The 20,197-nt window shown below is 72.5% G+C and carries 21 protein-coding genes and 1 riboswitch; of the genes, 6 read left to right on the top strand and 15 right to left on the bottom strand.

Going from position 1 to position 20,197, the window contains the following annotated elements; all coding sequences use genetic code 11:
- Positions 1–445: 445 nt before the first annotated feature.
- Both ABZX85_RS43155 and ABZX85_RS43150 read right to left on the bottom strand, forming a co-directional pair.
- Complete coding sequence (locus tag ABZX85_RS43155) at positions 446–2,035, bottom strand: amidohydrolase (protein ID WP_355882282.1); 1,590 nt, start codon at positions 2,033–2,035, stop codon at positions 446–448.
- A 161-nt stretch (positions 2,036–2,196) separates the two neighbouring features.
- The gene (locus tag ABZX85_RS43150) at positions 2,197–2,637 is read right to left on the bottom strand and encodes an Lrp/AsnC family transcriptional regulator (protein WP_010357977.1); all 441 of its coding nucleotides are present in this window, start codon (positions 2,635–2,637) and stop codon (positions 2,197–2,199) included.
- Between the two features lie 265 nt (positions 2,638–2,902).
- Here ABZX85_RS43150 and ABZX85_RS43145 point away from each other — a divergent pair, with 265 nt between their 5' ends.
- Positions 2,903–3,361 (top strand): hypothetical protein, encoded by a 459-nt coding sequence (locus ABZX85_RS43145; protein WP_355882278.1) that lies wholly within the window; start codon positions 2,903–2,905, stop codon positions 3,359–3,361.
- Positions 3,362–3,513: 152 nt separating this feature from the next.
- Positions 3,514–3,780 carry a hypothetical protein gene (locus ABZX85_RS43140; protein ID WP_355882275.1) on the top strand — a complete coding sequence of 89 codons (267 nt, stop codon included), beginning with the start codon at positions 3,514–3,516 and terminating at the stop codon, positions 3,778–3,780.
- A gap of 196 nt (positions 3,781–3,976) precedes the next feature.
- Here ABZX85_RS43140 and ABZX85_RS43135 read toward each other — a convergent pair whose 3' ends face one another.
- The 3 genes from ABZX85_RS43135 to ABZX85_RS43125 all read right to left on the bottom strand — a co-directional run bounded on the left by ABZX85_RS43135 (position 3,977) and on the right by ABZX85_RS43125 (position 6,262).
- Positions 3,977–4,639, bottom strand: a complete 663-nt coding sequence (locus ABZX85_RS43135; protein ID WP_355882272.1) for a TetR/AcrR family transcriptional regulator — start codon at positions 4,637–4,639, stop codon at positions 3,977–3,979.
- Between the two features lie 107 nt (positions 4,640–4,746).
- Positions 4,747–4,887, bottom strand: a complete 141-nt coding sequence (locus ABZX85_RS43130; RefSeq protein WP_355882269.1) for an SCO1431 family membrane protein — start codon at positions 4,885–4,887, stop codon at positions 4,747–4,749.
- A 46-nt stretch (positions 4,888–4,933) separates the two neighbouring features.
- Positions 4,934–6,262, bottom strand: a complete 1,329-nt coding sequence (locus tag ABZX85_RS43125) for a peptidase C39 family protein (RefSeq protein WP_355882266.1) — start codon at positions 6,260–6,262, stop codon at positions 4,934–4,936.
- A gap of 73 nt (positions 6,263–6,335) precedes the next feature.
- Here ABZX85_RS43125 and ABZX85_RS43120 point away from each other — a divergent pair, with 73 nt between their 5' ends.
- Together ABZX85_RS43120 and ABZX85_RS43115 are read left to right on the top strand one after the other, a co-directional pair.
- Entirely contained in the window at positions 6,336–6,992 is a 657-nt protein-coding gene (locus ABZX85_RS43120; RefSeq protein WP_355882263.1) for a hypothetical protein, read from the top strand.
- A 451-nt stretch (positions 6,993–7,443) separates the two neighbouring features.
- Positions 7,444–9,312: an AAA family ATPase gene (locus tag ABZX85_RS43115; RefSeq protein WP_355882260.1), complete on the top strand. Its 1,869-nt coding sequence runs from the start codon at positions 7,444–7,446 to the stop codon at positions 9,310–9,312.
- 42 nt (positions 9,313–9,354) lie between these two features.
- Here the strand turns inward: ABZX85_RS43115 and ABZX85_RS43110 are convergent, their stop codons facing one another.
- The 9 genes from ABZX85_RS43110 to ABZX85_RS43070 form a co-directional block, all read right to left on the bottom strand.
- A complete protein-coding gene (locus ABZX85_RS43110) occupies positions 9,355–10,401 on the bottom strand; it encodes a hemolysin family protein (protein ID WP_355882258.1) in 1,047 nt (348 codons plus the stop codon).
- On the bottom strand, positions 10,398–11,723 hold the full coding sequence (locus ABZX85_RS43105) for a hemolysin family protein (protein ID WP_355882255.1): 1,326 nt from the start codon (positions 11,721–11,723) through the stop codon (positions 10,398–10,400). The genes ABZX85_RS43110 and ABZX85_RS43105 overlap by 4 nt, the downstream gene beginning before the upstream one ends.
- 227 nt (positions 11,724–11,950) lie before the next feature.
- Entirely contained in the window at positions 11,951–12,391 is a 441-nt protein-coding gene (locus ABZX85_RS43100) for a PH domain-containing protein (RefSeq protein WP_355882252.1), read from the bottom strand.
- 30 nt (positions 12,392–12,421) lie between these two features.
- Positions 12,422–13,279, bottom strand: coding sequence for an ATP phosphoribosyltransferase (hisG, locus tag ABZX85_RS43095; RefSeq protein WP_355882249.1), 858 nt, complete (start codon positions 13,277–13,279; stop codon positions 12,422–12,424).
- A gap of 45 nt (positions 13,280–13,324) precedes the next feature.
- Positions 13,325–13,597: a phosphoribosyl-ATP diphosphatase gene (locus ABZX85_RS43090; RefSeq protein WP_081223298.1), complete on the bottom strand. Its 273-nt coding sequence runs from the start codon at positions 13,595–13,597 to the stop codon at positions 13,325–13,327.
- A 33-nt stretch (positions 13,598–13,630) separates the two neighbouring features.
- Positions 13,631–14,116 carry a 6,7-dimethyl-8-ribityllumazine synthase gene (gene ribH / locus ABZX85_RS43085; RefSeq protein ID WP_355882245.1) on the bottom strand — a complete coding sequence of 162 codons (486 nt, stop codon included), beginning with the start codon at positions 14,114–14,116 and terminating at the stop codon, positions 13,631–13,633.
- Positions 14,113–15,501: a GTP cyclohydrolase II gene (gene ribA, locus ABZX85_RS43080; protein WP_355882242.1), complete on the bottom strand. Its 1,389-nt coding sequence runs from the start codon at positions 15,499–15,501 to the stop codon at positions 14,113–14,115. Before ribA ends, ribH begins: the two co-directional genes overlap by 4 nt.
- The gene (locus ABZX85_RS43075) at positions 15,498–16,121 is read right to left on the bottom strand and encodes a nicotinamide mononucleotide transporter family protein (protein ID WP_355882239.1); all 624 of its coding nucleotides are present in this window, start codon (positions 16,119–16,121) and stop codon (positions 15,498–15,500) included. The genes ribA and ABZX85_RS43075 overlap by 4 nt, the downstream gene beginning before the upstream one ends.
- Positions 16,118–16,726: a riboflavin synthase gene (locus ABZX85_RS43070; protein ID WP_355882236.1), complete on the bottom strand. Its 609-nt coding sequence runs from the start codon at positions 16,724–16,726 to the stop codon at positions 16,118–16,120. The genes ABZX85_RS43075 and ABZX85_RS43070 overlap by 4 nt, the downstream gene beginning before the upstream one ends.
- 153 nt (positions 16,727–16,879) lie before the next feature.
- A riboswitch (FMN riboswitch) is annotated at positions 16,880–17,010 on the bottom strand.
- Between the two features lie 118 nt (positions 17,011–17,128).
- Here ABZX85_RS43070 and ABZX85_RS43065 point away from each other — a divergent pair.
- Positions 17,129–18,013, top strand: coding sequence for an RNA polymerase sigma-70 factor (locus tag ABZX85_RS43065; protein ID WP_355882233.1), 885 nt, complete (start codon positions 17,129–17,131; stop codon positions 18,011–18,013).
- A 115-nt stretch (positions 18,014–18,128) separates the two neighbouring features.
- Positions 18,129–18,869 carry an NAD(P)H-binding protein gene (locus ABZX85_RS43060; RefSeq protein WP_355882230.1) on the top strand — a complete coding sequence of 247 codons (741 nt, stop codon included), beginning with the start codon at positions 18,129–18,131 and terminating at the stop codon, positions 18,867–18,869.
- Between the two features lie 45 nt (positions 18,870–18,914).
- On the opposite strand, the gene ABZX85_RS43055 is transcribed toward ABZX85_RS43060, so the two are convergent.
- Positions 18,915–20,108: an ROK family transcriptional regulator gene (locus ABZX85_RS43055; RefSeq protein ID WP_355882227.1), complete on the bottom strand. Its 1,194-nt coding sequence runs from the start codon at positions 20,106–20,108 to the stop codon at positions 18,915–18,917.
- Between the last annotated feature and the right edge of the window lie 89 nt (positions 20,109–20,197).

Here is a 20,197-nt window from a genome sequence, read left to right as displayed (position 1 = left end):
GCAGCGGGCAGCGGGCAGCGGGCAGCGGGCAGCGGGCAGCGGGCAGCGGGCAGCGGGCAGCGGGCAGCGGGCAAAACTACCCGGCCCAACCCCGGCAAGCACCACCCCCAAGCACCAGGCGCCGGGCACCCTTCGGCAGACGGCAGGCGGCAGGCGGCAGGCGGCAGGCGGCAGGCGGCAGGCGGCAGGCGGCAGGCGGCAGGCGGCAGGCGGCAGGCGGCAGGCGGCAGGCGGCAGGCGAACGTAGCCACTCGGGGAAACTCAGCGCAGCAGCACCCGACAGAACCCAGCAACCCCCACGAACCTCAGGGGCGCGGGGAACTGCGCGATCAGCCACGACGCACCCGCACCCAACCACTCACGGGCACCCACTCCTCCAGGGGCGCGGGGAACTGCGCGAACAACCACGACGCACCCGCACCCACCCCACACCCCCAACCCACCCCTACCTCTCATACACCGTCCGCCCCCCAACCACCGTCCGCAGACACACCGGCAATTCCCGCCCCGGCGTGAGGTCCGGCAGCCCCGGTGTTCCCGAGCGGGGGTCTGTGGACCAGCGGGAGACGCGGTCGTCGGGGGCCTGGACGATCAGCTCGTCGGTGTGCCAGACGGCGTAGTCGGCGGGGGCGCCGGGGACGAGGACGCCGGCGTCGTCGCGGCCGACCGCGCGCCAGCCACCGCGGGTATGCGCGGTGAAGGCCGCGCGGACCGAGATCCGGTGCTCCGGCGTGCGATGGAACGCGGCGGCGCGGACGGTGGCCCAGGGCCCGAGGGGCGTGACGGGCGCGTCGGAGCCGAAGGCGAGGGGAACGCCCGCCTTCAGGAGCGCGGCGAAGGGGTTGAGGCCCCGCGCACGCTCCACGCCGAGGCGCCGCGCGTACATCCCGTCCTCCCCTCCCCACAGCGCGTCGAAGACGGGCTGCACGGACGCGGTGAGCCCCAGCTCGGCGAAGGCGGCGATGGTCCGCGGCGTCAGCATCTCGGCGTGCTCGACCCGGTGCCGGGCGGCCCGGACCCGGGCGAGCCCGATCTTCTCGGCGGCTCCCCGGAACCCCTCGGCCACAGCGGCGACAGCGGCGTCCCCGATCGCGTGGAAGCCCGCCTGGAGCCCCGCCTCGGTACACGCGACGACGTGCGCGGCGACCGCCCCGGCGTCCAGGTAGGCGAGACCGGTCCCGGCGTCGTCGGCGTACGGCTGGTGCAGGCACGCCGTGTGGGAGCCGAGGGCGCCGTCGACGAAGAGGTCACCGGCCGCGCCGGCCGCGCCGAGTTCACGCGCCTTGGCGACGTCCTGCTCGGCCCAGTAGCCGACGACACGAGGCCCGGCCGACTCCCCGGCGAGCTTCAGGAGGCCCGTGAAGTCGTCCTCGGAGGAGATCTCGGGGCCGGCGCACTCGTGGACGGAGCCGATGCCGAGGGACGCGGCGTGCGCGAGGGCGGTGCGCTGGGCCTCGGCCCGCTGGGCCGGCGTCACGGCCGCGAACGCCGCCGCGCGCACGGCGTGGTGGGCGTCGGCGGTGAGGGGGCCCTCGGGGCGGCCCAGGGTCGTGAGGTCGAGGAGGGCGGTGGTGACGACGGCCGAGTGAACGTCGATGCGGGACAGGTACAGGGGACGCCCGCCGGCCGCCTCGTCCAGCTCCGCGCGCGTGGGGGGCCGGCCGCCGGGCCAGCGGGAGGCGTCCCAGCCGTGCCCGAGGAGCACCTTGTCGGCGGGCCGGGCCTCGGCGAACGCGCGTACGCGCGCGAGGGCGTCGGCCAGCGAGGGCGCGTCGGAGAGGTCGAGGCCGGTCAGGGCGAGGCCGGTGGCGGTGGTGTGGACGTGGGCGTCGGTGAACGCGGGGGTGACGAGCCCGCCGTCCAGGTCGACCACCTCGTCGACCCCGTCCGCGAACGCGTCCGCCGCCCCTTCGGAGCCCACCCACGCGACGTGCCCGCGCTCGACGACCATCGCGGTCGCGAACGGGTCGGCGGGGCTGTGGACCTCTCCTCGGCGGAGCAGGACGGTCTTGGGGTCGGGGGTGCGCTCACTCATGGGGACAGTGTCCCGCCCACCGGAGGAGGCCCGGCACGCAGGGGCAGCACGATCTGTACGACGATCAGCTCATCGCCCTGCATGTCCATGCGTTGATACGACCAATCCCGGCACACCCCGGAACCCCGGAACCTCGGGACCCGGGCCCCCCGCGCCGCCCCTCAGATCCGCGGCGGCCGAGCCTCGTACGGCGTCGACAGCACCACCGTCGTCCGCGTCGACACCCCCGCCAGCGCCCGCAGCCGCCCGAGCAGCTCCTCCAGTTCGTGCGGCGTCGCGACGCGCACCTTGAGGATGTAGTTCTCGTCGCCCGCGACGCTGTGGCACGCCTCGATCTCGGGGACGCCGGAGAGCCGGTCGGCGATGTCGTCGGGGGCGCTGGGGTCGAAGGGTTTGACCGAGATGAAGGCGGTCATGGGCAGCCCGACGGCCTCGGGGTCGACGACGGCCGCGTACCCGCGGATGACGCCCCGCTGCTCCAGCCGGCGCACCCGCTGGTGCACGGCAGACGTGGACAGGCCCGTGGCCTTGCCCAGGTCGGTGTAGCTCATCCGCCCGTCCTTGACGAGCAGCTGCACGATCTGTCGGTCCAGCTCCTCCATGGCGCTGAACCTACAGTGCGCTTGAACTCTTCGTATACCTATACGGCGCAGGTCATAGCCGGTTCGTGATGTACGGGCGGGGCCGGAGGGGGCCGTGGGTCGGTATCCGGCCGACCTGACACCTTCCCCTGGCATGTGACGAACGCCACACCACTCGAACGTGCTCCGTGATGCCCCCGTGATTACCGCGGAGACCGACTGGGAAGTGCTTGCTGTGGTCGAGGCCGCAGCGCCTTCACGGCCCCAGCCCGAGGGGGAGAATCCCATGCAGAGTGTCCACCGCCCTGGCCGCACCGCGCCCAAGCGGCTCCAGCCCGTCGTCGATCCCGCCCCGGAGGGCGTCGATCCCGACGAGGACGGCTACGGCGACGAGTTCGACGTGTACGACGCCTCGGACCTGCTCCGGGTGGTCTGCCCGGACTGCACGCAGCCGATCGCGCTGCTGGCGGACGAGGAGGTACTGCCGGAGCACGCGCTGTGCGCCTCGCCGTGGAACCCGTTCGGGCTCACGGTCTGCGGCGGGACCGGTCGCGCGGCGACGGACGCCCGGTCGGCCGAGGAGGTGTACCGGGAGCAGGAGCAGGACATCGCACCGGTGCTGACGCTCCCTCAGGGGCTCGACTGGCGCACCCAGCCGTTCTCGCACGTCGGCGGTCCCGGCTCGCGCCCGATCCGCGCGGTGTTCCCGGCCCCGACGCCGGTGAGGGTCCGCCGGGCCGCCTGAGCCGGTCAACAGACTTCACCCGTACGGGACTTGACGGTTCGTCACCCCGGTTCGCCACCCCGGTCCACGCGGTCGGGCCGGGGCACCCCACGAACTGACGCCCGACGCGGAACGGACCGTGACCTCCGTGCGGCCCACGGCGTTGCCAAAGTATGACTCCCACATATTCGACACCGGGCCGGCATCGCCAGCGGTTCGTCCCCGCGCCCTTCGAGTTCTTACCGGCCACCCTGGAGTCACCGGCGGACCCGCCCATCTACCTTGCGCTGATGCGGACTTGGGCCGACCGGGGGCGGACCCTGCCGGGGCGGCACGATCCGGAGTGGAGCCGGCTGGCGGCGCCGCAGGTGCGGCCGGGGCAGTTCGGCGGGCTGCCGGGGGACGAGTTCCCGGCGGGGCTGTGGGAGAACGGCGGTTGAGCACGCGGGGGCTCAACTCGCCTCCGGCCGCGAACGGTTGACGTACCACCGGTGGGCGGCGGTCGACTCACCGCCGGCCGGGGGCAGTTGACCCACCACCCCACCGCCCACCGCCCCACCGCCCACCACGACCCGCCACCGGCTCACTCGCCGCAGATCGCGCCCAGCGGCCCACTCCCGGCGAGCCCCCAGCCGCTCACTCCCCGCGCCGCGCCTCCTTCGGCGCCGGATACGCCGGGTCCAGTTCCTCGACCGCCCGGAACACCCCGCCGAGCGTCTTCACGAGCAACTCCCGCATGTCGTCGCGGGAGAGCGGGCCTGCGCGGTCGATCCAGTCGAGGGCGGCACCCTCGACGCTGCACACCCAGGAGAGCAGCCCCATGCGGGCGATCGGGGCGATGTCGGTGCGGCCGTACGCCCCTTCGGCGATGGTCGCCACGATCGCCTCGCGCACGCCGTCACGGATGCCGTGCACCTCGGCGTCGAAGCCGACACCGCCGCTGACGATCGTGCGGTACGCGGCCTGGTTGTGCTCGGCGTAGCGCAGGTAGCTGTCGATGGTGCGGTGGACCCGGTCCACCTGCGGGAGTTCGATGCCACTCGCGGCGAAGGTGACCAGATCGGCCACGGAGTCCTGGATGATCGCCAGGTAGTAGCCGCGCTTGGACTGGAAGTAGTAGTAGATCAGCCCCTTGGCGACATGCGCCTGACGCGCGATGTCGTCCATCGAGAGCGCGTCGTAGGAGGTGTCGGCGAACAACTTCCGCCCGATGGAGATGAGTTCGGCGCGGCGGGCCAAGGAGCGCTCGGTGCCGCGCGCCTTGGGGCGGGCGCCGTCGCGCTGTGCACTGATGTTCAATACTCGACCCTGGTCTCGGGCGGTCGGCGGGACAACCGCAGTATGTCAGGCCAGGCGTGGGTCAGGTCACACGAGACGGTGCCCGCGGCATAGGCCGCGGGCATCTTTCACAGAAGGCCGAGCTGGGTCACGAGCATCGCGACGACCACGACGAGGACCCAGCCCAGGACGTGTTCGGCGACCTTGGAGCCGTCTTCCTTGGGCCCGCCGGTGCGGACGCGGGTGGCGGTGGCAGAGTTCGCTGTCATTCGTCCACCTTGCCATCGCCTGGGGCATTTGCGGCCGAGAGCTTGCTCACACGCGGACACCGACCGCCGCGAGGGCCGCCCGCTGCCGTTCGCCGGGCCGCGCGGGGAAGTAGAGGTAGCAGACGCCCCCACTGCCGGAGCCGACCGTGCCGTCGGCCTTGTACCGCTTGGTGCGCAACCAGACGTTCTCCCACTCCCGGCGCGGATAGACCCGCCGCACCCCCTGATCCGTGGGCGCCGCGGGGTCGTTCGCGATCACGTCGCCGGCCGCGGTGAACCCGATCACGGTCATGAGGTGCCCCGCCGTCCCGTACCCCGCCCCCGTCAACTCCTCCGCGCGGAACGACTGCGAGGTGATCGCCGGGATGCCGGCCGCGATCAGGGTCTCCAGGTCGGTGAGCGAGGCCAGCCGGGTCACGACGCCCTGGAGTCCGGCGTAGGTGGCCGCGTAGGCCGCGTTGAAGGGCCAGTTGCCGCAGCCCTCGTACTGGGAGTCGTAGGTGGCGCGGGCCGCGTGGCAGACCTGGGGGTCGGTGAACGCCGGGTCGACCCAGGCGAGTTGCTCGGCGGTGAGGCGCCCGCCCCAGTACTCGACGATCATCTGCGAGGAGGTCGGACTGCACCACGCCTCGCCGCCGCCGTCGTACTGCGGGTACTGGCCCCGGTGCAGCTCCTGGGAGTAGCGCGGGACGATCAACTCCCGTGCCGGGCCCGGGGCCGAGGCCGGGACGGTGAAGCGGTCGGGGACGTCGGAGCCCAGTGCGCCGGCCCGCCACACGGTCGGGGTGAGCCGGGTGCCGGGGCGGCGGTGGAGGGTCAGGCGGAGGCGGTACGAGGTGAGGCGCAGGCCGCTCGCGGGGTCGTCGACCGCCAGGGTGTCCGTCCCGACGGAGCTGCGGCCGTCGCCCTGCCCGTCGACGGAGGTCCGCCTGATGTCCTGCTCGCCGGACGCCCAGCGCCCCATCACGTACCAGGGGGTCGCCGTGCCGTCCGGGTAGGTGGCCCTCAGCTCGATCTGGAGCCAGGTGCCGGGCGGGGTGTCCGCGTTCCAGGACGCGATCACCTCGGTCGCGGGCACGGCGAGCCGGTGCTCCGGGGAGGTCCAGACCCCGTACTCCCACTCGGCGGCGGCCCCGGTGTGCGGGTCGGTGTACGACGTCGTCCCGGCCGCCTCCCCGACCCGCACCCCGGGCCGCGCTCCCCCGCCGACGACGGTCCCGTCCGCCTCCCCGCCCCACCAGTCCGCGTACGACGCCCAGCTCCGGAAGTCGGTGGTGCGCGGCGCGGGGGGCGAGGCGGCGGCGGTGACGGTCGCGGCGGCGGTGACGACGGCCGCGAGGACGGCCCGCCGGGACGGCTGCTCGGCTCGGCTCATGGACGGCACCCCCGGGATCGGTCGGACAGTCCGCCCACTATGACCCGGCACGTCCGCCTCGCCCGGCACCGACATGGACGCGCCTAGACTGACCTCCCCCCGGCCCCTACGACGTCCAGGACCCGCCATCCACCAGCTCGCCGCCCGTCTGCGCCGCCTCCCGCCCTCCTGCGGGCCGGTCCGGCTGATCGGTGTGGACGGGTACGCGGGGTCGGGGAAGTCGACGTTCGCCGGACGGCTCGCCGAGGCGCTGGGCGGGGCGCCGGTGCTGCGGATCGACGACGTCGCGAGCCACACGGAACTGTTCGGGTGGACGGACCGGGTGCTGACGGACGTGGTCGGGCCGTTCGGCCGCGGGGCGGGCGCCGTGTACGCGCCGTACGACTGGCGGGCGCGCTCCTTCGGGCCGCCCCGTGCGCTCCCGGCCGCGCCCGTGGTGCTGATCGAGGGGGTCGGGGCCGGGCGGCGGGCGCTGCGGCCCTTTCTCGCGGCGGTGCTGTGGATGGATCTGGACCGGGAGACGGCCTGGGCGCGGGGGCGGGCGCGGGACGGGGCGGAGCAGCGGGAGTTCTGGGACGGCTGGGTCGAGGCGGAACGCGCACATTTCGCCGAAGACCCGACCCGGCCCTTCGCGAATCTTGTGATTCGGCAGAGATCCGAGGGGTACGAGGTGCTTCCGGGGCCCCTGGGAACGCTTGGTCCGGACCATGAAGTCACACTCGGTGACTAAACGTCTGCGATGTGGTGAAGTTGTGAAGGCTCTTGCGGGCGAAACCGTCCGAGTGCATCAACTCGGCTTGACCGAGGGGCCGTACAGGACTTACGTTCTCAATGTGCGGCATTCGAAGCCGCCCGAAGACGCGAAGCCCCCGGTTGTTCCCCCGTGATCGGGGGCTTCGTTCTGCCCTCCTCCGGTCCGTGAGCCTGTTTTCCGGCCGCGGAATGGCTGATTCCGATCACCCAGGGTCACCGCTCCGGATGCGCCCCATCTGCTCCCACCTCGTCGAACGTCCGGTGCGGCACCCTACGGCCGACCCCTCCCACGCGGGTACGATGCCCTCGGTGCGACCTACCGGACGGCTGCTGTCAACTCCGGTCCGTGGCACAGCGGTTCGGCTCTGACGGTCGGCGGGCGACGGCCCGGCGGCCATCCGACGGGGGCACGGTTTGTGGGGGACGTGATGGATTTCGGCACCCGGGGCCCCGACGCCCCGGCCGACCTCGCCTGGCTGCGAGGCGTGGACGCCTACACGATGGGCGCCTATCCGCAGGCCGAGGAGGAGTTCCGCACCGCGGTGCGGATCGACCCCGGTATGGCCGACGGCTGGCTCGGGCTGCACGCGCTGCGCGTGGACACGACGACCGCGCTGCTACGGATGTTCCGGCACCGCGACCGCTTCGGCGAACAGCGCACCCGGCACCGCCGTACGCTCAACTCCTGGTACTGGCTGGGCTGGTGGGTGCAGCCCGTGCTGGAGAGCCCGCGCGATCTGCTGCTCGCGCACGCCTCGCACTGGCTCGACGGACGCCATGTCCCCGAGCTGGACCGGGCGCTCGCCGGCCTGCCGCCCGTCGACACCGATCACCAGGTGCGGTTCCTGCACGCCTGCCGGGCCTATCTGGTCAAGGACTGGGAGCAGTTGACGCGCCACACCGACCCGCTGCTCGACGATCCGCTGCTCGGCATAGAGGCCGGACTCTTCGGCGGGATGGCCCGCGTCCGGCTCGAAATGTACGGCCAGGCCGAGCCGTTGCTCTCCACCGCGCTCATGCGCTGCCGCAGCGAACAGCCGCAGCGCAAGGAGCTGCGCTACTGGCTCGCCCGCGCGCACGAGGGCACCGGCCGCTCCGCCGCCGCGCTCCCCCTCTACCGCGCCGTCCACCGCGTCGACGCCGCCTTCATGGACACCTCCGCGCGGCTCGCCGCGATCGCCGAGGGCGACGGGTACGACGACTCCGCCGACCTCGCGGCGATCACCCTCACCGGGTTCGGGCAGGACAGCGTGGACGGGCCCGACGGGTTCGACCCGCTGTTCGGGACCGAGGGCCGCGACCTGAAGCTGACCGACCCCGGCGAGCTGCCGCCCGTCGTCCCGCTGCCGCCCGTCGCGGACCCCGCGGTGCGGGAGAAGTCCGGGCTCGTCTCCTCCGCGCTGCCGCCCGGCCCCGCCGACCCCGTCTTACTTGAGGAGGCGCTCGCCGAACTGGAGCGCATGGTCGGTCTCGAACCCGTGAAACGGCAGGTCAAGGCGCTCTCCGCGCAGCTCAACATGGCGCGTCTGCGGGCCGGTCAGGGCCTGCCCGTGCAGCCGCCGAAACGGCACTTCGTCTTCTCCGGGCCCTCCGGCACCGGCAAGACCACCGTCGCCCGCATCCTCGGCCGGGTCTTCTACGCGCTCGGGCTGCTCGGCGGGGACCACCTCGTCGAGGCGCAGCGGGCCGACCTCGTCGGGGAGTACCTCGGGCAGACCGCCGTCAAGGCGAACGAGCTGATCGACTCCGCGCTCGGCGGCGTCCTCTTCGTCGACGAGGCGTACTCGCTCTCCAACTCCGGCTACGGCAAGGGGGACGCGTACGGCGACGAGGCGCTCCAGGTGCTGCTGAAGCGGGCCGAGGACAACCGGGACCACCTCGTCGTCATCCTCGCGGGGTACCCGGAGGGGATGGACCGGCTCCTCGCCGCCAACCCCGGGCTGTCCTCCCGGTTCACCTCCCGCGTCGACTTCCCCTCCTACCGCCCCCTCGAACTCACCTCCATCGGCGAGGTGCTGGCCGCGGAGAACGGGGACGTGTGGGACGAGGAGGCCCTCGACGAGCTGCGCTCCATCGCCGGGCACGTCGTCGAGCAGGGGTGGATCGACGAGCTGGGCAACGGGCGGTTCCTGCGGACGCTGTACGAGAAGAGCTGCGCGTACCGGGATCTGCGGCTGTCGATGTACACGGGCGCGCTGTCGCGGGACGACCTGTCGACGCTGCGGCTGGCGGACCTGATGCAGGCGTACGGCGAGGTGCTGTCGGGAAGGGGACCGCAGGACCCGTCGGCGATGTGACCGACCGGCCCGCGGCCCCCTCCTGATCGGACGATCGGACGGTCAGACCGCCAGCGCCCCTTCCGGAGCCTCCCGGTGGGCCGGGTCCGTCACCTCCCCCACCAGCATCTCCAGCACGTCCTCCAGCGCCACCAGCCCCAGCACCCTGCCGGACGCGTCCGCTACCTGGGCGAGGTGGGTGGCCGCCCGGCGCATCACCGTCAGGGCGTCGTCCAGGGGGAGTTCGGAGCGCAGGGTCGTCATCGGGCGCCACAGGTGCTGGGGGACCGCGCGCTGCGAGTCCTCCAGGTCCAGGACGTCCTTGACGTGGAGGTAGCCCATGAAGGCGCCGTTCTCGGCCGTTATCGGGAAGCGCGAGTACCCCGTACGGGCCGTCAGGGCGACGATCTCGCCGGGCGTCACCGCCGGGGTCACCGTCACGAGGGCCTCGCGTTTGAGGAGGACGTCCGTGACCGGGCGGGAGCCCAGCTCCAGGGCGTCCTCCAGGCGCTCGCGCTCCTCGGGGTCGAGGAGGCCCGCCTGGCCGGAGTCTTCGAGGAGCCGGTTGAGCTGCTCGCTCGTCACCACCGCCTCGACCTCGTCCTTCGGCTCGACGTGGAAGAGCCGCAGGATGCCCTGGGCCACGGCGCCGAGGGCGATCGTGACCGGCTTGCAGAGGCGGGCGAACCAGACCAGGCCGGGGCTGAGCCAGAGCGCGGCCTTCTCGGGGGCCGCCATCGCGAGGTTCTTCGGGACCATCTCGCCGATGACGAGGTGGAAGAAGACGACCGCCGCGAGGGCGATGACGTACCCGAGGGGGTGGATCATGCCGTGCGGGATGTGCATCCACTCGAAGACCGGCTCCAGCAGCTGGGCGACGGTCGGTTCGGCGACCGCGCCCAGCGTCAGCGAGCAGAGCGTGATCCCGAACTGGGCCGCCGCCATCATCTGCGGAAGCCGCTCCAGGCCGTAGAGGACCTGGCGGGCCCGCGCCGTGCCCAGCGGCTCGATCTGGCTGCGGCGCACGGAGACGAGCGCGAACTCGGCACCGACGAAGAAGCCGTTGGCGAGGACGAGGAGCCCGGCGAACAGGAGCTGGAGGAGACTCATCGGGCGGCCTCCACGACAGCCCCCGTACGCACCACGCGCACCCGTTCGGCGCGGTAGTGGCCGACGCGGCGCACCGAGAGCCGCCAGCCGGGGAGTTCCGTGCGGTCCCCCACGGCGGGGATGCGGCCGAGGAGGTCGGCGACCAGGCCGGCGACCGTCTCGTAGGGCCCCTCGGGGACGTCGAGCCCTATGCGCTGGAGGGTGTCGACGCGGCAGCTGCCGTCGACGTCCCACGCGGGCCGTCCGTCCTCCGGCGGGGCCGCGGCCAGTTCGGGGGTGTCCTGGCCGTCGTGCTCGTCGCGAACCTCGCCGACGATCTCCTCGACGATGTCCTCCAGGGTGACCACCCCGGCCGTACCGCCGTACTCGTCGACGACGACGGCGATGGGCTGCTCGCTGCGCAGCCGGGCCAGCAGGGGCTGGACGGGGAGGGTCTCGGGGACCAGCAGGGCGGGGCGGGCGATCCGGCTCGCCGGGGTGCGCAGCCGGTTTCGGGCCGGGACTGCGAGGGCGTCCTTCAGATGGACCATGCCGACGATCTCGTCGATCTTCTCGCGGTAGACGGGGAATCGGGACAGCCCGGTGGCCCGGGTGAGGTTGACGACGTCCTCGGCGGTGGCCGACGCCTGGAGGGCGCTGACCTTCACGCGGGGTGTCATCACGTGCTGGGCGGTCAGCTCGGCCAGGGAGAGGGTGCGGACGAACAGGTCGGCCGTGTCCTGCTCCAGGGCGCCCGCCTGCGCGGAGTGCCGGGCCAGGGAGACGAGTTCACCGGGGGTGCGGGCCGAGGCCAGCTCGTCGGTGGGCTCGACGCCCAGGGCGCGGACCAGCCGGTTGGCGACGGTGTTCAGGGCGGCGATCACCGGGCGGAAGAGCCGGGAGAACGCGTGCTGCGGGCCGGCGACGAACCGCGCGACCTGCAAGGGCTTGGACACCGCCCAGTTCTTGGGCACGAGTTCGCCGATCACCATCTGGATGGCCGAGGCCAGCAGCATGCCGACGACGACGGCGACCCCGGAGACGGCGCCCTCGGGGACGCCGATCGCGGTGAACGGGCCGTCGAGGAGCTCGGCGAGGGCCGGTTCGGCGAGCATGCCGACGACGAGGGACGTGATGGTGATGCCGAGCTGGGTGCCGGAGAGCTGGAAGGAGAGTTCCTTCAGCGACTCCACGACCGTACGGGCGCGTTTGTCGCCCTCGGCGGCGGCCTTCTCGGCGTCGGGGCGCTCGACGGTGACGAGTCCGAACTCCGCGGCCACGAAGAAGCCGTTGGCCAGGATCAGGACGAACGCGGCCGTCAGGAGCAACAGGGGGGTGGTCATGATGCCGCCGCCTCCGGGGTGAGGGGGGAGGGGGCGGCGCAGGTACTACAGGACGATCCGTCCATTGCCGGAGGGAGTCACTCCTCGGATAGCAGGTGATCCCCTGCCCGCCGGGGCGCGGTACGGCAGGGGCGAAGACGCCACGAATGCGTCTCCGCCACCAGATTAATCAAGACAGGGCCCTCAGCGGCAGGCCCGGCGGCCCCGAGTCAGCCCCGAACTTGCCCCTAGGACGGCTCGGGGTCCCGGATCGAGCGCGCCTCGGCCAGCGCGCGCAGGGCGGTCGCGTCGGTGATGGCGTGCTTCTTGTCCAGGCCCGGCTGGATGCCGAGCGCGGGCAGGCTGGTGCCGTCGCTGAGGTTCAGGAACACCCAGGGGTCGCCCGGACGCAGGTTGACCTGGAGGATCTCGGCCCAGTCCAGCCGGCGCCGGGAGGCGATGTTGACGACGGTGACCCCGGCGTCGTCGGCGACGACCCGGACCCGCGCGAGCAGCGCGAGGACCCAGAAGACGAGGCCGCCGGTGACGATGAAACTCAGCCGCTCCCCCGGGCCGAGCTGTTCGAGCAGCAGGGAGATGACGGTGATGGTGAGGAAGATCATCACACCGGAGCCGAGCAGCACCGCGCGGGTGCGGCCGGGGCGGAAGGTGACAGGCAGATCAGGCATGGCGCGACCCTTCGGGACCTCGCGGGCGGGTCAGAGCCGGCAGGCGTGGATGGCCGTCGTGAGGATCGCGCGCGCGCCGATGTCGTACAGGTCGTCCATGATCCGCTGGGCCTCCTTGGCGGGGACCATGGCGCGGACGGCGACCCAGCCCTCGTTGTGCAGCGGGGAGACCGTCGGGGACTCAAGGCCGGGCGTGAGGGCGACGGCCTTCTCCAACTGCTCGACGCGGCAGTCGTAGTCCATCATCACGTACGTCCGGGCGACCAGGACGCCCTGGAGGCGGCGCAGGAACTGCTGGACCTTCAGCTCGACGGCGTCCTCGGTGTCCGCGCCGGTCCGGCGGATCACGACCGCCTCGGACTTCATGATCGGCTCGCCGAAGACCTCGAGTCCCGCGTTGCGCAGGGACGTTCCGGTCTCGACGACGTCGGCGATGACCTCGGCGACGCCCAGCTCGATGGCCGTCTCGACGGCGCCGTCGAGGTGGACGACGGAGGCGTCGATGCCGTTGTCGGCGAAGTACTTGGCGACGATCCCCTCGTACGAGGTGGCGACCGTCTTGCCGGCGAGGTCGGCGATGCTCGACGCCGTGCCGGGCTTGGCGGCGAAGCGGAACGTGGAGCGGGCGAAGCCGAGCGGGAGGATGACCTCCGCGTTCGCGCCCGAGTCGACCAGCAGGTCCTCGCCGGTGAGGCCGATGTCGAGGCGGCCGGAGGAGACGTAGATCGCGATGTCGCGGGGGCGGAGGTAGAACAGCTCCACCTCGTTGACCGGGTCGACGACCCGCAGCTCCTTGGACTCCCGGCGCTGCTGGTAGCCGGCCTCATGCAGCATGTCCGCCGCAGGGCCGGAGAGGGAACCCTTGTTGGGGACGGCGATGCGCAGCATGAGGGCGGCTTCCTTTGCTCTGGGTGGAGTGGTGACGGGAACGGTTTACAGGTGGGCGTACACGTCGTCCAGCGAGATTCCGCGGGCGACCATCATCACCTGGACGTGGTAGAGGAGCTGCGAGATCTCCTCCGCCGCGGCGTCCTTGCCCTCGTACTCGGCGGCCATCCAGACCTCGGCGGCCTCTTCGACGACCTTCTTGCCGATGGCGTGGACGCCCTTGCCGACGAGTTCGGCGGTGCGGGAGGTGGCGGGGTCGCCGGTGGCGGCCTTCTGCTGGAGCTCGGTGAACAGCTCCTCGAACGTCTTCTTGGACATGGTGGGGTCACTCTAGCCCGACGCTCATCTGGCTCAGTGCCATGGTTCGGATACTGAACGCAGCACGGCCGCCGTCGCGAGCGCCGCCGTCACCGCCTCGTGCCCCTTGTCCTCGTTCGAGCCCTCGATACCGGCCCGGTCGAGGGCCTGTTCCTCGGTGTCGCAGGTGAGGACGCCGAAGCCGACGGGGACGCCGGTCTCCACGGAGACCTGGGCGAGACCCTGGGTGACGCCCTGGCAGACGTACTCGAAGTGGGGGGTGCCGCCGCGGATGACGACGCCGAGGGCGACGATCGCGTCGTAGCCGCGGCCGGCGAGGACCTTCGCGGCGACCGGGAGCTCCCAGCTGCCGGGGACCTTGATGAGGGTCGGCTCGTCGATGCCGAGGTCGTGCAGGGCGCGCAGGGCGCCGTCCACCAGGCCGTCCATCACCTTCTCGTGCCACTGGGCCGCGATGACGGCGACCCGCAGGTCACCCACATTGCGTACGGACAGCTCCGGTGCGCCCTTGCCGCTCACTTCTCTCCTCGGTTCTCTCGCTGATCGCCGCCGGCCGCATCCAGCCAGGGCAGGTCGTGGCCCATCCGGTCCCGCTTGGCGCGCAGGTAGCGGATGTTGTGCTCGCCGGCCACGACGGGGACCGGCTCACGGGCCGTCACCGTCAGGCCGTACCGGGCGAGCGCGGTGGTCTTGTCGGGGTTGTTGGTCATCAGGCGTACGGTGCTGACGCCCAGGTCGGCCAGGATGCGGGCGCCCGCGCCGTAGTCCCGGGCGTCGGCGGGCAGGCCGAGCTCCAGGTTGGCGTCGAGGGTGTCGTGCCCCTGTTCCTGGAGCTCGTACGCGCGCAGCTTGGGCAGCAGCCCGATGCCGCGTCCCTCGTGTCCGCGCAGGTAGACGACGACTCCCCGGCCCTCCTCCTGGACCCGCTCCAGCGCGGCGTCCAGCTGGGGCCCGCAGTCGCACCGCCGTGATCCGAAGACGTCCCCGGTGAGGCACTCGGAGTGCAGCCGCACGAGGACGTCCTCGCCGTCGCCGAGGTCGCCGTGCACGAGCGCGACGTGCTCGACACCGTCGGCGGCGCGGTAGCCGTAGGCGGTGAAGGCGCCGTGAGCGGTGGGGAGGGGGGTCTCGGCCTCGCGGTGGACGAGGGGGGCGACGAGGGGCTCGGGGGTCACGGAGAGCCGGTCCCGTAGTCCCTCGGTCAGTTCGCCGCGTCCGACGCTCGTCAGGTCGGCGCCTGCGGTGAGTTCCCTGGTCCGGCGGTAGGCGATCAGGGCCTCGATGGAGATGATCGTCAGCCCGTGCTTGCGGGCGAAGGGGACCAGCTCGGGCAGGCGCAGCATCCGGCCGTCCTCGCCGGCGATCTCGACGATCGCGCCGGCCGGGCGCAGCCCCGCGAGGCGGGCGAGGTCGACGGCGGCCTCGGTGTGGCCGTCGCGGGCGAGGACGCCGCCGGGGCGGGCGCGCAGCGGGAAGACGTGCCCGGGGCGGACGAAGTCGTCGGCGACGGCGTCGGCCGCGGCCAGGAGGCGGATCGTGGTCGCGCGGTCGGGCGCGGAGATACCGGTCGTGACGCCGTGGGCGCCGGACGCGTCGACGGAGACGGTGAACGCCGTCTTCATGGACTCGGTGTTGTCGCCGACCATCTGCGGCAGGGCGAGCCGGTCGAGTTCGGCGCCCTCCATGGGCACGCAGATCAGTCCCCGGCACTCGCTCATCATGAACGCGATGATCTCGGGGGTGACCTTCTCGGCGGCGACGACGAGGTCGCCCTCGTTCTCGCGGTCCTCGTCGTCGACGACCACGATGGGCCGCCCGGCGGCGATGTCGGCGATGGCCTGCTCGACGGGGTCGAGGGAGAGATCCGTGTCGTGGGCGTCGTACAGGACGGTTGCCGTGCTCATGCGGGGGCCCCTTCCAGGACGGTCCGGCGGGAGCGCAGCCACCAGTCGCGCATGCCCCACAGGACGAGCGCGCCGTAGATGACGTAGACGAAGCCGGAGAAGGCGTAGCCGTTGGCGAAGTTGAGGGGGACGCCGACGGCGTCGACCAGGAGCCAGGCGAACCAGAACTCGACCATGCCCTTGGCCTGCGCGTACATGGCGACGAGCGTGCCGACGAAGATGTACGCGTCGGGCCAGGGGTCCCAGGACAGGCTGGGGTTGGCCTTGAAGATCAGAGCGACCGCGACCGTGCCGGCGGCGCCCGCCGCGATCATCGCGCCGCGTTCGTTCCACGTGGCGAACCGGGGGCTGATGCCGCTGCGACCGCGCTTGCGGGTCCACTCCCACCAGCCGTACACCGCGACGACCATGACGACGACCTGCTTGCCGGCGCTGCCCGCGAGATGCCCGTAGAAGGCGCCGAACAGGATCAGGCCGGAGAGGAACTGGACGGGCCAGGTCAGCAGATGGCGGCGCCAGCCGAGGGCGAGGGCGACGAGGCCGAGGATGTTGCCGATCATGTCCGACCACTTGATGTGCTGGTCGAGCAGGACGAACGCCTCGGAGTTCAGCCAGTTCACTTCGCCGCTCCTGGGACCCGGTCGCCCATCAGGCGCTCGACGTACTTCGCGATGACGTCCACTTCGAGGTTGACCGGGTCGCCGGGCTGCTTGTGGCCGAGCGTGGTCAGCGCGAGGGTCGTCGGGATGAGGCTGACGGTGAAGAAGTCCGCGCCCGCCTCGACGACCGTGAGGCTGATGCCGTCGACGGTGATCGAGCCCTTCTCGACGACGTAGCGCCGGAGGTCGGCCGGGAGGGAGACCTTGACGATCTCCCAGTTCTCGGAGGGCGTGCGGGCCAGGACCTGGCCGGTGCCGTCGACATGGCCCTGGACGATGTGGCCGCCGAGGCGCGCGCCGACGGCCATGGGGCGTTCCAGGTTGACGCGGGAGCCGACCGCGAGGGCGCCGAGGCTGGAGCGGTCGAGGGTCTCGGCCATGACGTCGGCGGTGAACTCGTCGCCTTCGTGCTCCACGACGGTGAGACAGACCCCGTTCACGGCGATGGAGTCGCCGTGCTTCGCGCCGTCGGTGACGACGGGGCCGCGCAGCCTGAACCGGGAGGCGTCGCCGAGGTTCTCGACGGCGGTGATCTCACCCAGTTCTTCAACGATTCCGGTGAACACTTCCCGGGTCCTCCTGCCACGTCGGGCACGGACTCCGGGGCCTGTCGAGAGACGACAGAGAAGACGGACAGGAACACACTCGGGGGAGGTCGCCGGACGCACCCGTCCACGGACGGGTACATATACGGCGGCGCACCCCGAAGGGCCTGCCCGCCGCGCACTGCCTCCCATCCGGACTTTAACCGTCGGTCCAGGAATTCCACCTGGTCAACCGATCACTGGAAGCGATCGGGTCGCGGACTGTAACCGCCGGTTCGGACTTTCACCGACCCCGGAGTGCGCTGCTGTTGGTACAGGGTCAGTGTGCCACGCCGGGCGGTGGTCCATACGGGTGAAGTGTGTGGAGTGGCTCACAGGGAGTGCCCCGGCACGCTGTGTGCCCGCTTCGGGCACAGTGGGCACATGACGACCGCGCTCGCCGAGGAGTTCGAGACCCACCGCCCCCGTCTGTTCGGGCTGGCCTACCGGATGCTGGGCTCCGCCGAGGAGGCCGAGGACACCGTCCAGGACGTCTACCTGCGGTTCAGCGGTGTGGACCGGGCGGGCATCGAGCACCTCGGGGCCTGGCTCGCGAAGGCCACGACGAACCTGTGCCTGAACCGGCTGACCTCGGCGCGGGCCCGCCGCGAGCGGTACGTCGGCCCCTGGCTGCCGGAGCCGGTCATCACCTCCGGGGGCGCGCTCGGCCCGCTGGAGACGGCCGAGCAGCGCGACGCGGTCTCGCTGGCGCTGCTCGTCCTGCTGGAGCGGCTCACCCCGACCGAGCGGGCGGTGTACGTCCTGCGCGAGGCGTTCGCCTACGGGCACGCGGAGATCGCGGGCGTCCTCGATCTCACGGAGGCAAACTCCCGTCAGCTGTACCGGCGGGCTGAGCGGCGGATCGCCGAGGAGCGGACCCGGTTCGAGCCGGACTCCGGGCAGCGGGCCTCGCTGCTGACCTCCTTCCTCGCCGCCGCGCAGGAGGGCGACCTCTCGGGTCTGGAGAAGCTCCTCGCCGCCGATGTCACCTGGTGGGGCGACGGCGGCGGCAAGGTGTCCGCGACCCTGCGGCCGGTGCTGGGGCGGGAGAAGGTGGCGCGGTTCACGGACGGGATCTTCCGCCGCCACCTGGTCGGCAAGAAGTTCACCGTGGTCGAGATCAACGGCACGCCGGGGGCGCTGTTCTGGGACGGCGACGTCGTCTTCGGCGCGGTCGGCTTCGACTACCGGGACGGCCTCGTCACCGGCGTGCGGGCGGTCCTCAACCCCGACAAGCTGACTTTCGTACGGCGGCAGCTGGCCGGCTGACGCGGCTGTCACGTTCCGCCGGGCTATCACGTTTCGGCAGGCTGTCACGTTCCGGCGGGCCGTCCGGTCTCAGGGGTGTCAGGGGTTGTCCTCACCAGCCAAGGAGCTGATACGCATGGCCACGATCCTGGTGACCGGAGGGACCGGGACGCTCGGGCGGCCGGTCGTCGAGCGGTTGCGGGCGGACGGGCACGAGGTGCGGGTGCTGAGCCGGCGCGGCCCGGAGCACCCCGTCGACCTGTCCGTCGGCGGGCCCGCCCTCGATACGGCGCTGGCGGGCGTCGACACGGTCGTCCACTGCGCGAGTTCGCCGCGCGGGGGTGACGAGAAGGCCGCCCGCGTCCTGATCGAGGCGGTGCGGCGGGCCGGGGTCGGGCATCTGGTGTTCATCTCGATCGTGGGCGTGGACCGGGTGCCGTTCGGCTACTACCGGGCCAAGTTCGCCGTCGAACGCCTGGTGGAGGAGTCGGGGGTGGGCTGGACGACCCTCCGCGCCACCCAGTTCCACGACCTGGTCGCCCAGGTCCTGGGCGCCCTCTCGAAATCCCCGGTGATGCCGGTCCCCTCCGGAGTGAGCGACCAGCCGATCGAGGTGGCCGAAGTCGCCGTACGCCTCGCGGAGTTGGCGACGGGCGAGCCCCAGGGCCGGGTCCCCGACATGGGCGGCCCCGAGATCCGTACGTTCGACTCCCTGGCCCGCTCGTACCTGCGCTCCCGGGGCAAGCGGCGACTGGTGGTCCGGGTCCCGCTGTGGGGCGCCGCGTACCGGGCGTTCCGGGCGGGCGCACATCTGACGCCGGAGCACGGGGTAGGGAAGGGGACGTTCGAGGAGTACTTGTCGGAGAGGGCCGGCTGAGGCGGAGGGGCCGGAGGGGTCGTAGGGGCGGCGAGGGCGTCGGGGCTAAGGCGTCCCGAACAGCTCCCCCTGCGCCGCCTCCCTCGCCGTCAGCAGCGCCCCCCGCAGCACGGCTCCACCCCCCAGCCCGCTCGCCCTCACCTCGGTCACCAGCGGCGCCATCCCCCGTATCCGCCGCTCGACCCTCCGCGCCAGCTCCGCCCCGCCCGCCTGTCCGACCTCCCCGCCGAGCACGACACACCCGGGATCGAGCACGGCGACCACGGAGGCGACCCCGAGGGCGATCCGCTCAGCGAGGGCGTCGAGGAAGAGCGAGGCGGGGACGGGTACGACGGCGAGGGGCCCCTGCTCGACGGAACCCACCGCCCCCACAGCCCATCGGACCACCCCCGCGGCCCCCTCCCCCGGCACGCCGAACTCCCCCGCGAGCCGCTCCACGGCCAGCCCCCCGGCCACCGAGTGGAACCCGCCCTCGCAGTCCCCGGCCGACGGCAGCCCCGCCCCCGGCACCGGCAGGAACCCGATCTCGCCGGTGCCTCCGGAGGCGCCCCGGCGCAGGGTGCCGTCCAGGACGACGGCCGCGCCGATGCCGTGGCCGAGCCACAGCAGGACGAACGTGTCGCGGTCCCGGGCCGCCCCTTCCTCGCGCTCCGCGAGCGCCGCGAGGTTGGTCTCGTTCTCGACGAGGGCCCGTGTGCCGGGGAAGCGTTCCTGGAGGGCGGCGACGAGGCGGCGGTGCCAGGTGGGGAGGGTGCCGGAGTCGCGGAGGTCGCCGGTGGCGGGGTCGATGAGGCCGGGGGCGCCGACGCAGACGGTGTGCAGGGCGTCCGCGCCGGCCTCCTTCGCGGCCCGTTCGACGAGGGTGACCGCCTGGTCCAGCGCGGGCCCGGTGTCCGTGTCACCGCCGATGGGGACAGACGCCTCGGCGAGGACGCGGCCGACCAGGTCGGAGACGATGACGGCGACGCTGTCGGTGCGGGCGTCGAGCGCGGCGAGGTGGGCGCGGGAGGCGACGATGCCGTACAGCTTCGCGTTGGGCCCCCGGCGGTGCACCCCCGACTCGCCCGCGACCTCGATCAGGCCGGCGGCGGTGAGGCGCTCGACGAGGTCCGCGACCGTCGGCCGGGACAGCCCCGTGAGCTGCTTCAACTGCCCTGCGGTGAGCGGGCCTTCCCGCTGGAGCAGGTCCAGCGCGAGCCGGTCGTTGATGGCTCGGGCCGTGCTCGGTGATGCGGGCATGGCGAGATCCTCCCATGGCCGGGACCGTCTCGAACGGCAAGCGCCCTCTTTTTATCAGGAAGGGTCCCTGATAGTTTTCCGCGCGGCAT

Source organism: Streptomyces sp. NPDC004539 (assembly GCF_040610055.1).
Lineage (GTDB): Bacteria > Actinomycetota > Actinomycetes > Streptomycetales > Streptomycetaceae > Streptomyces.
The sequence above is the reverse complement of the archived record's forward strand: the minus strand, read 5'-3'. Positions and strand labels throughout refer to the sequence as shown.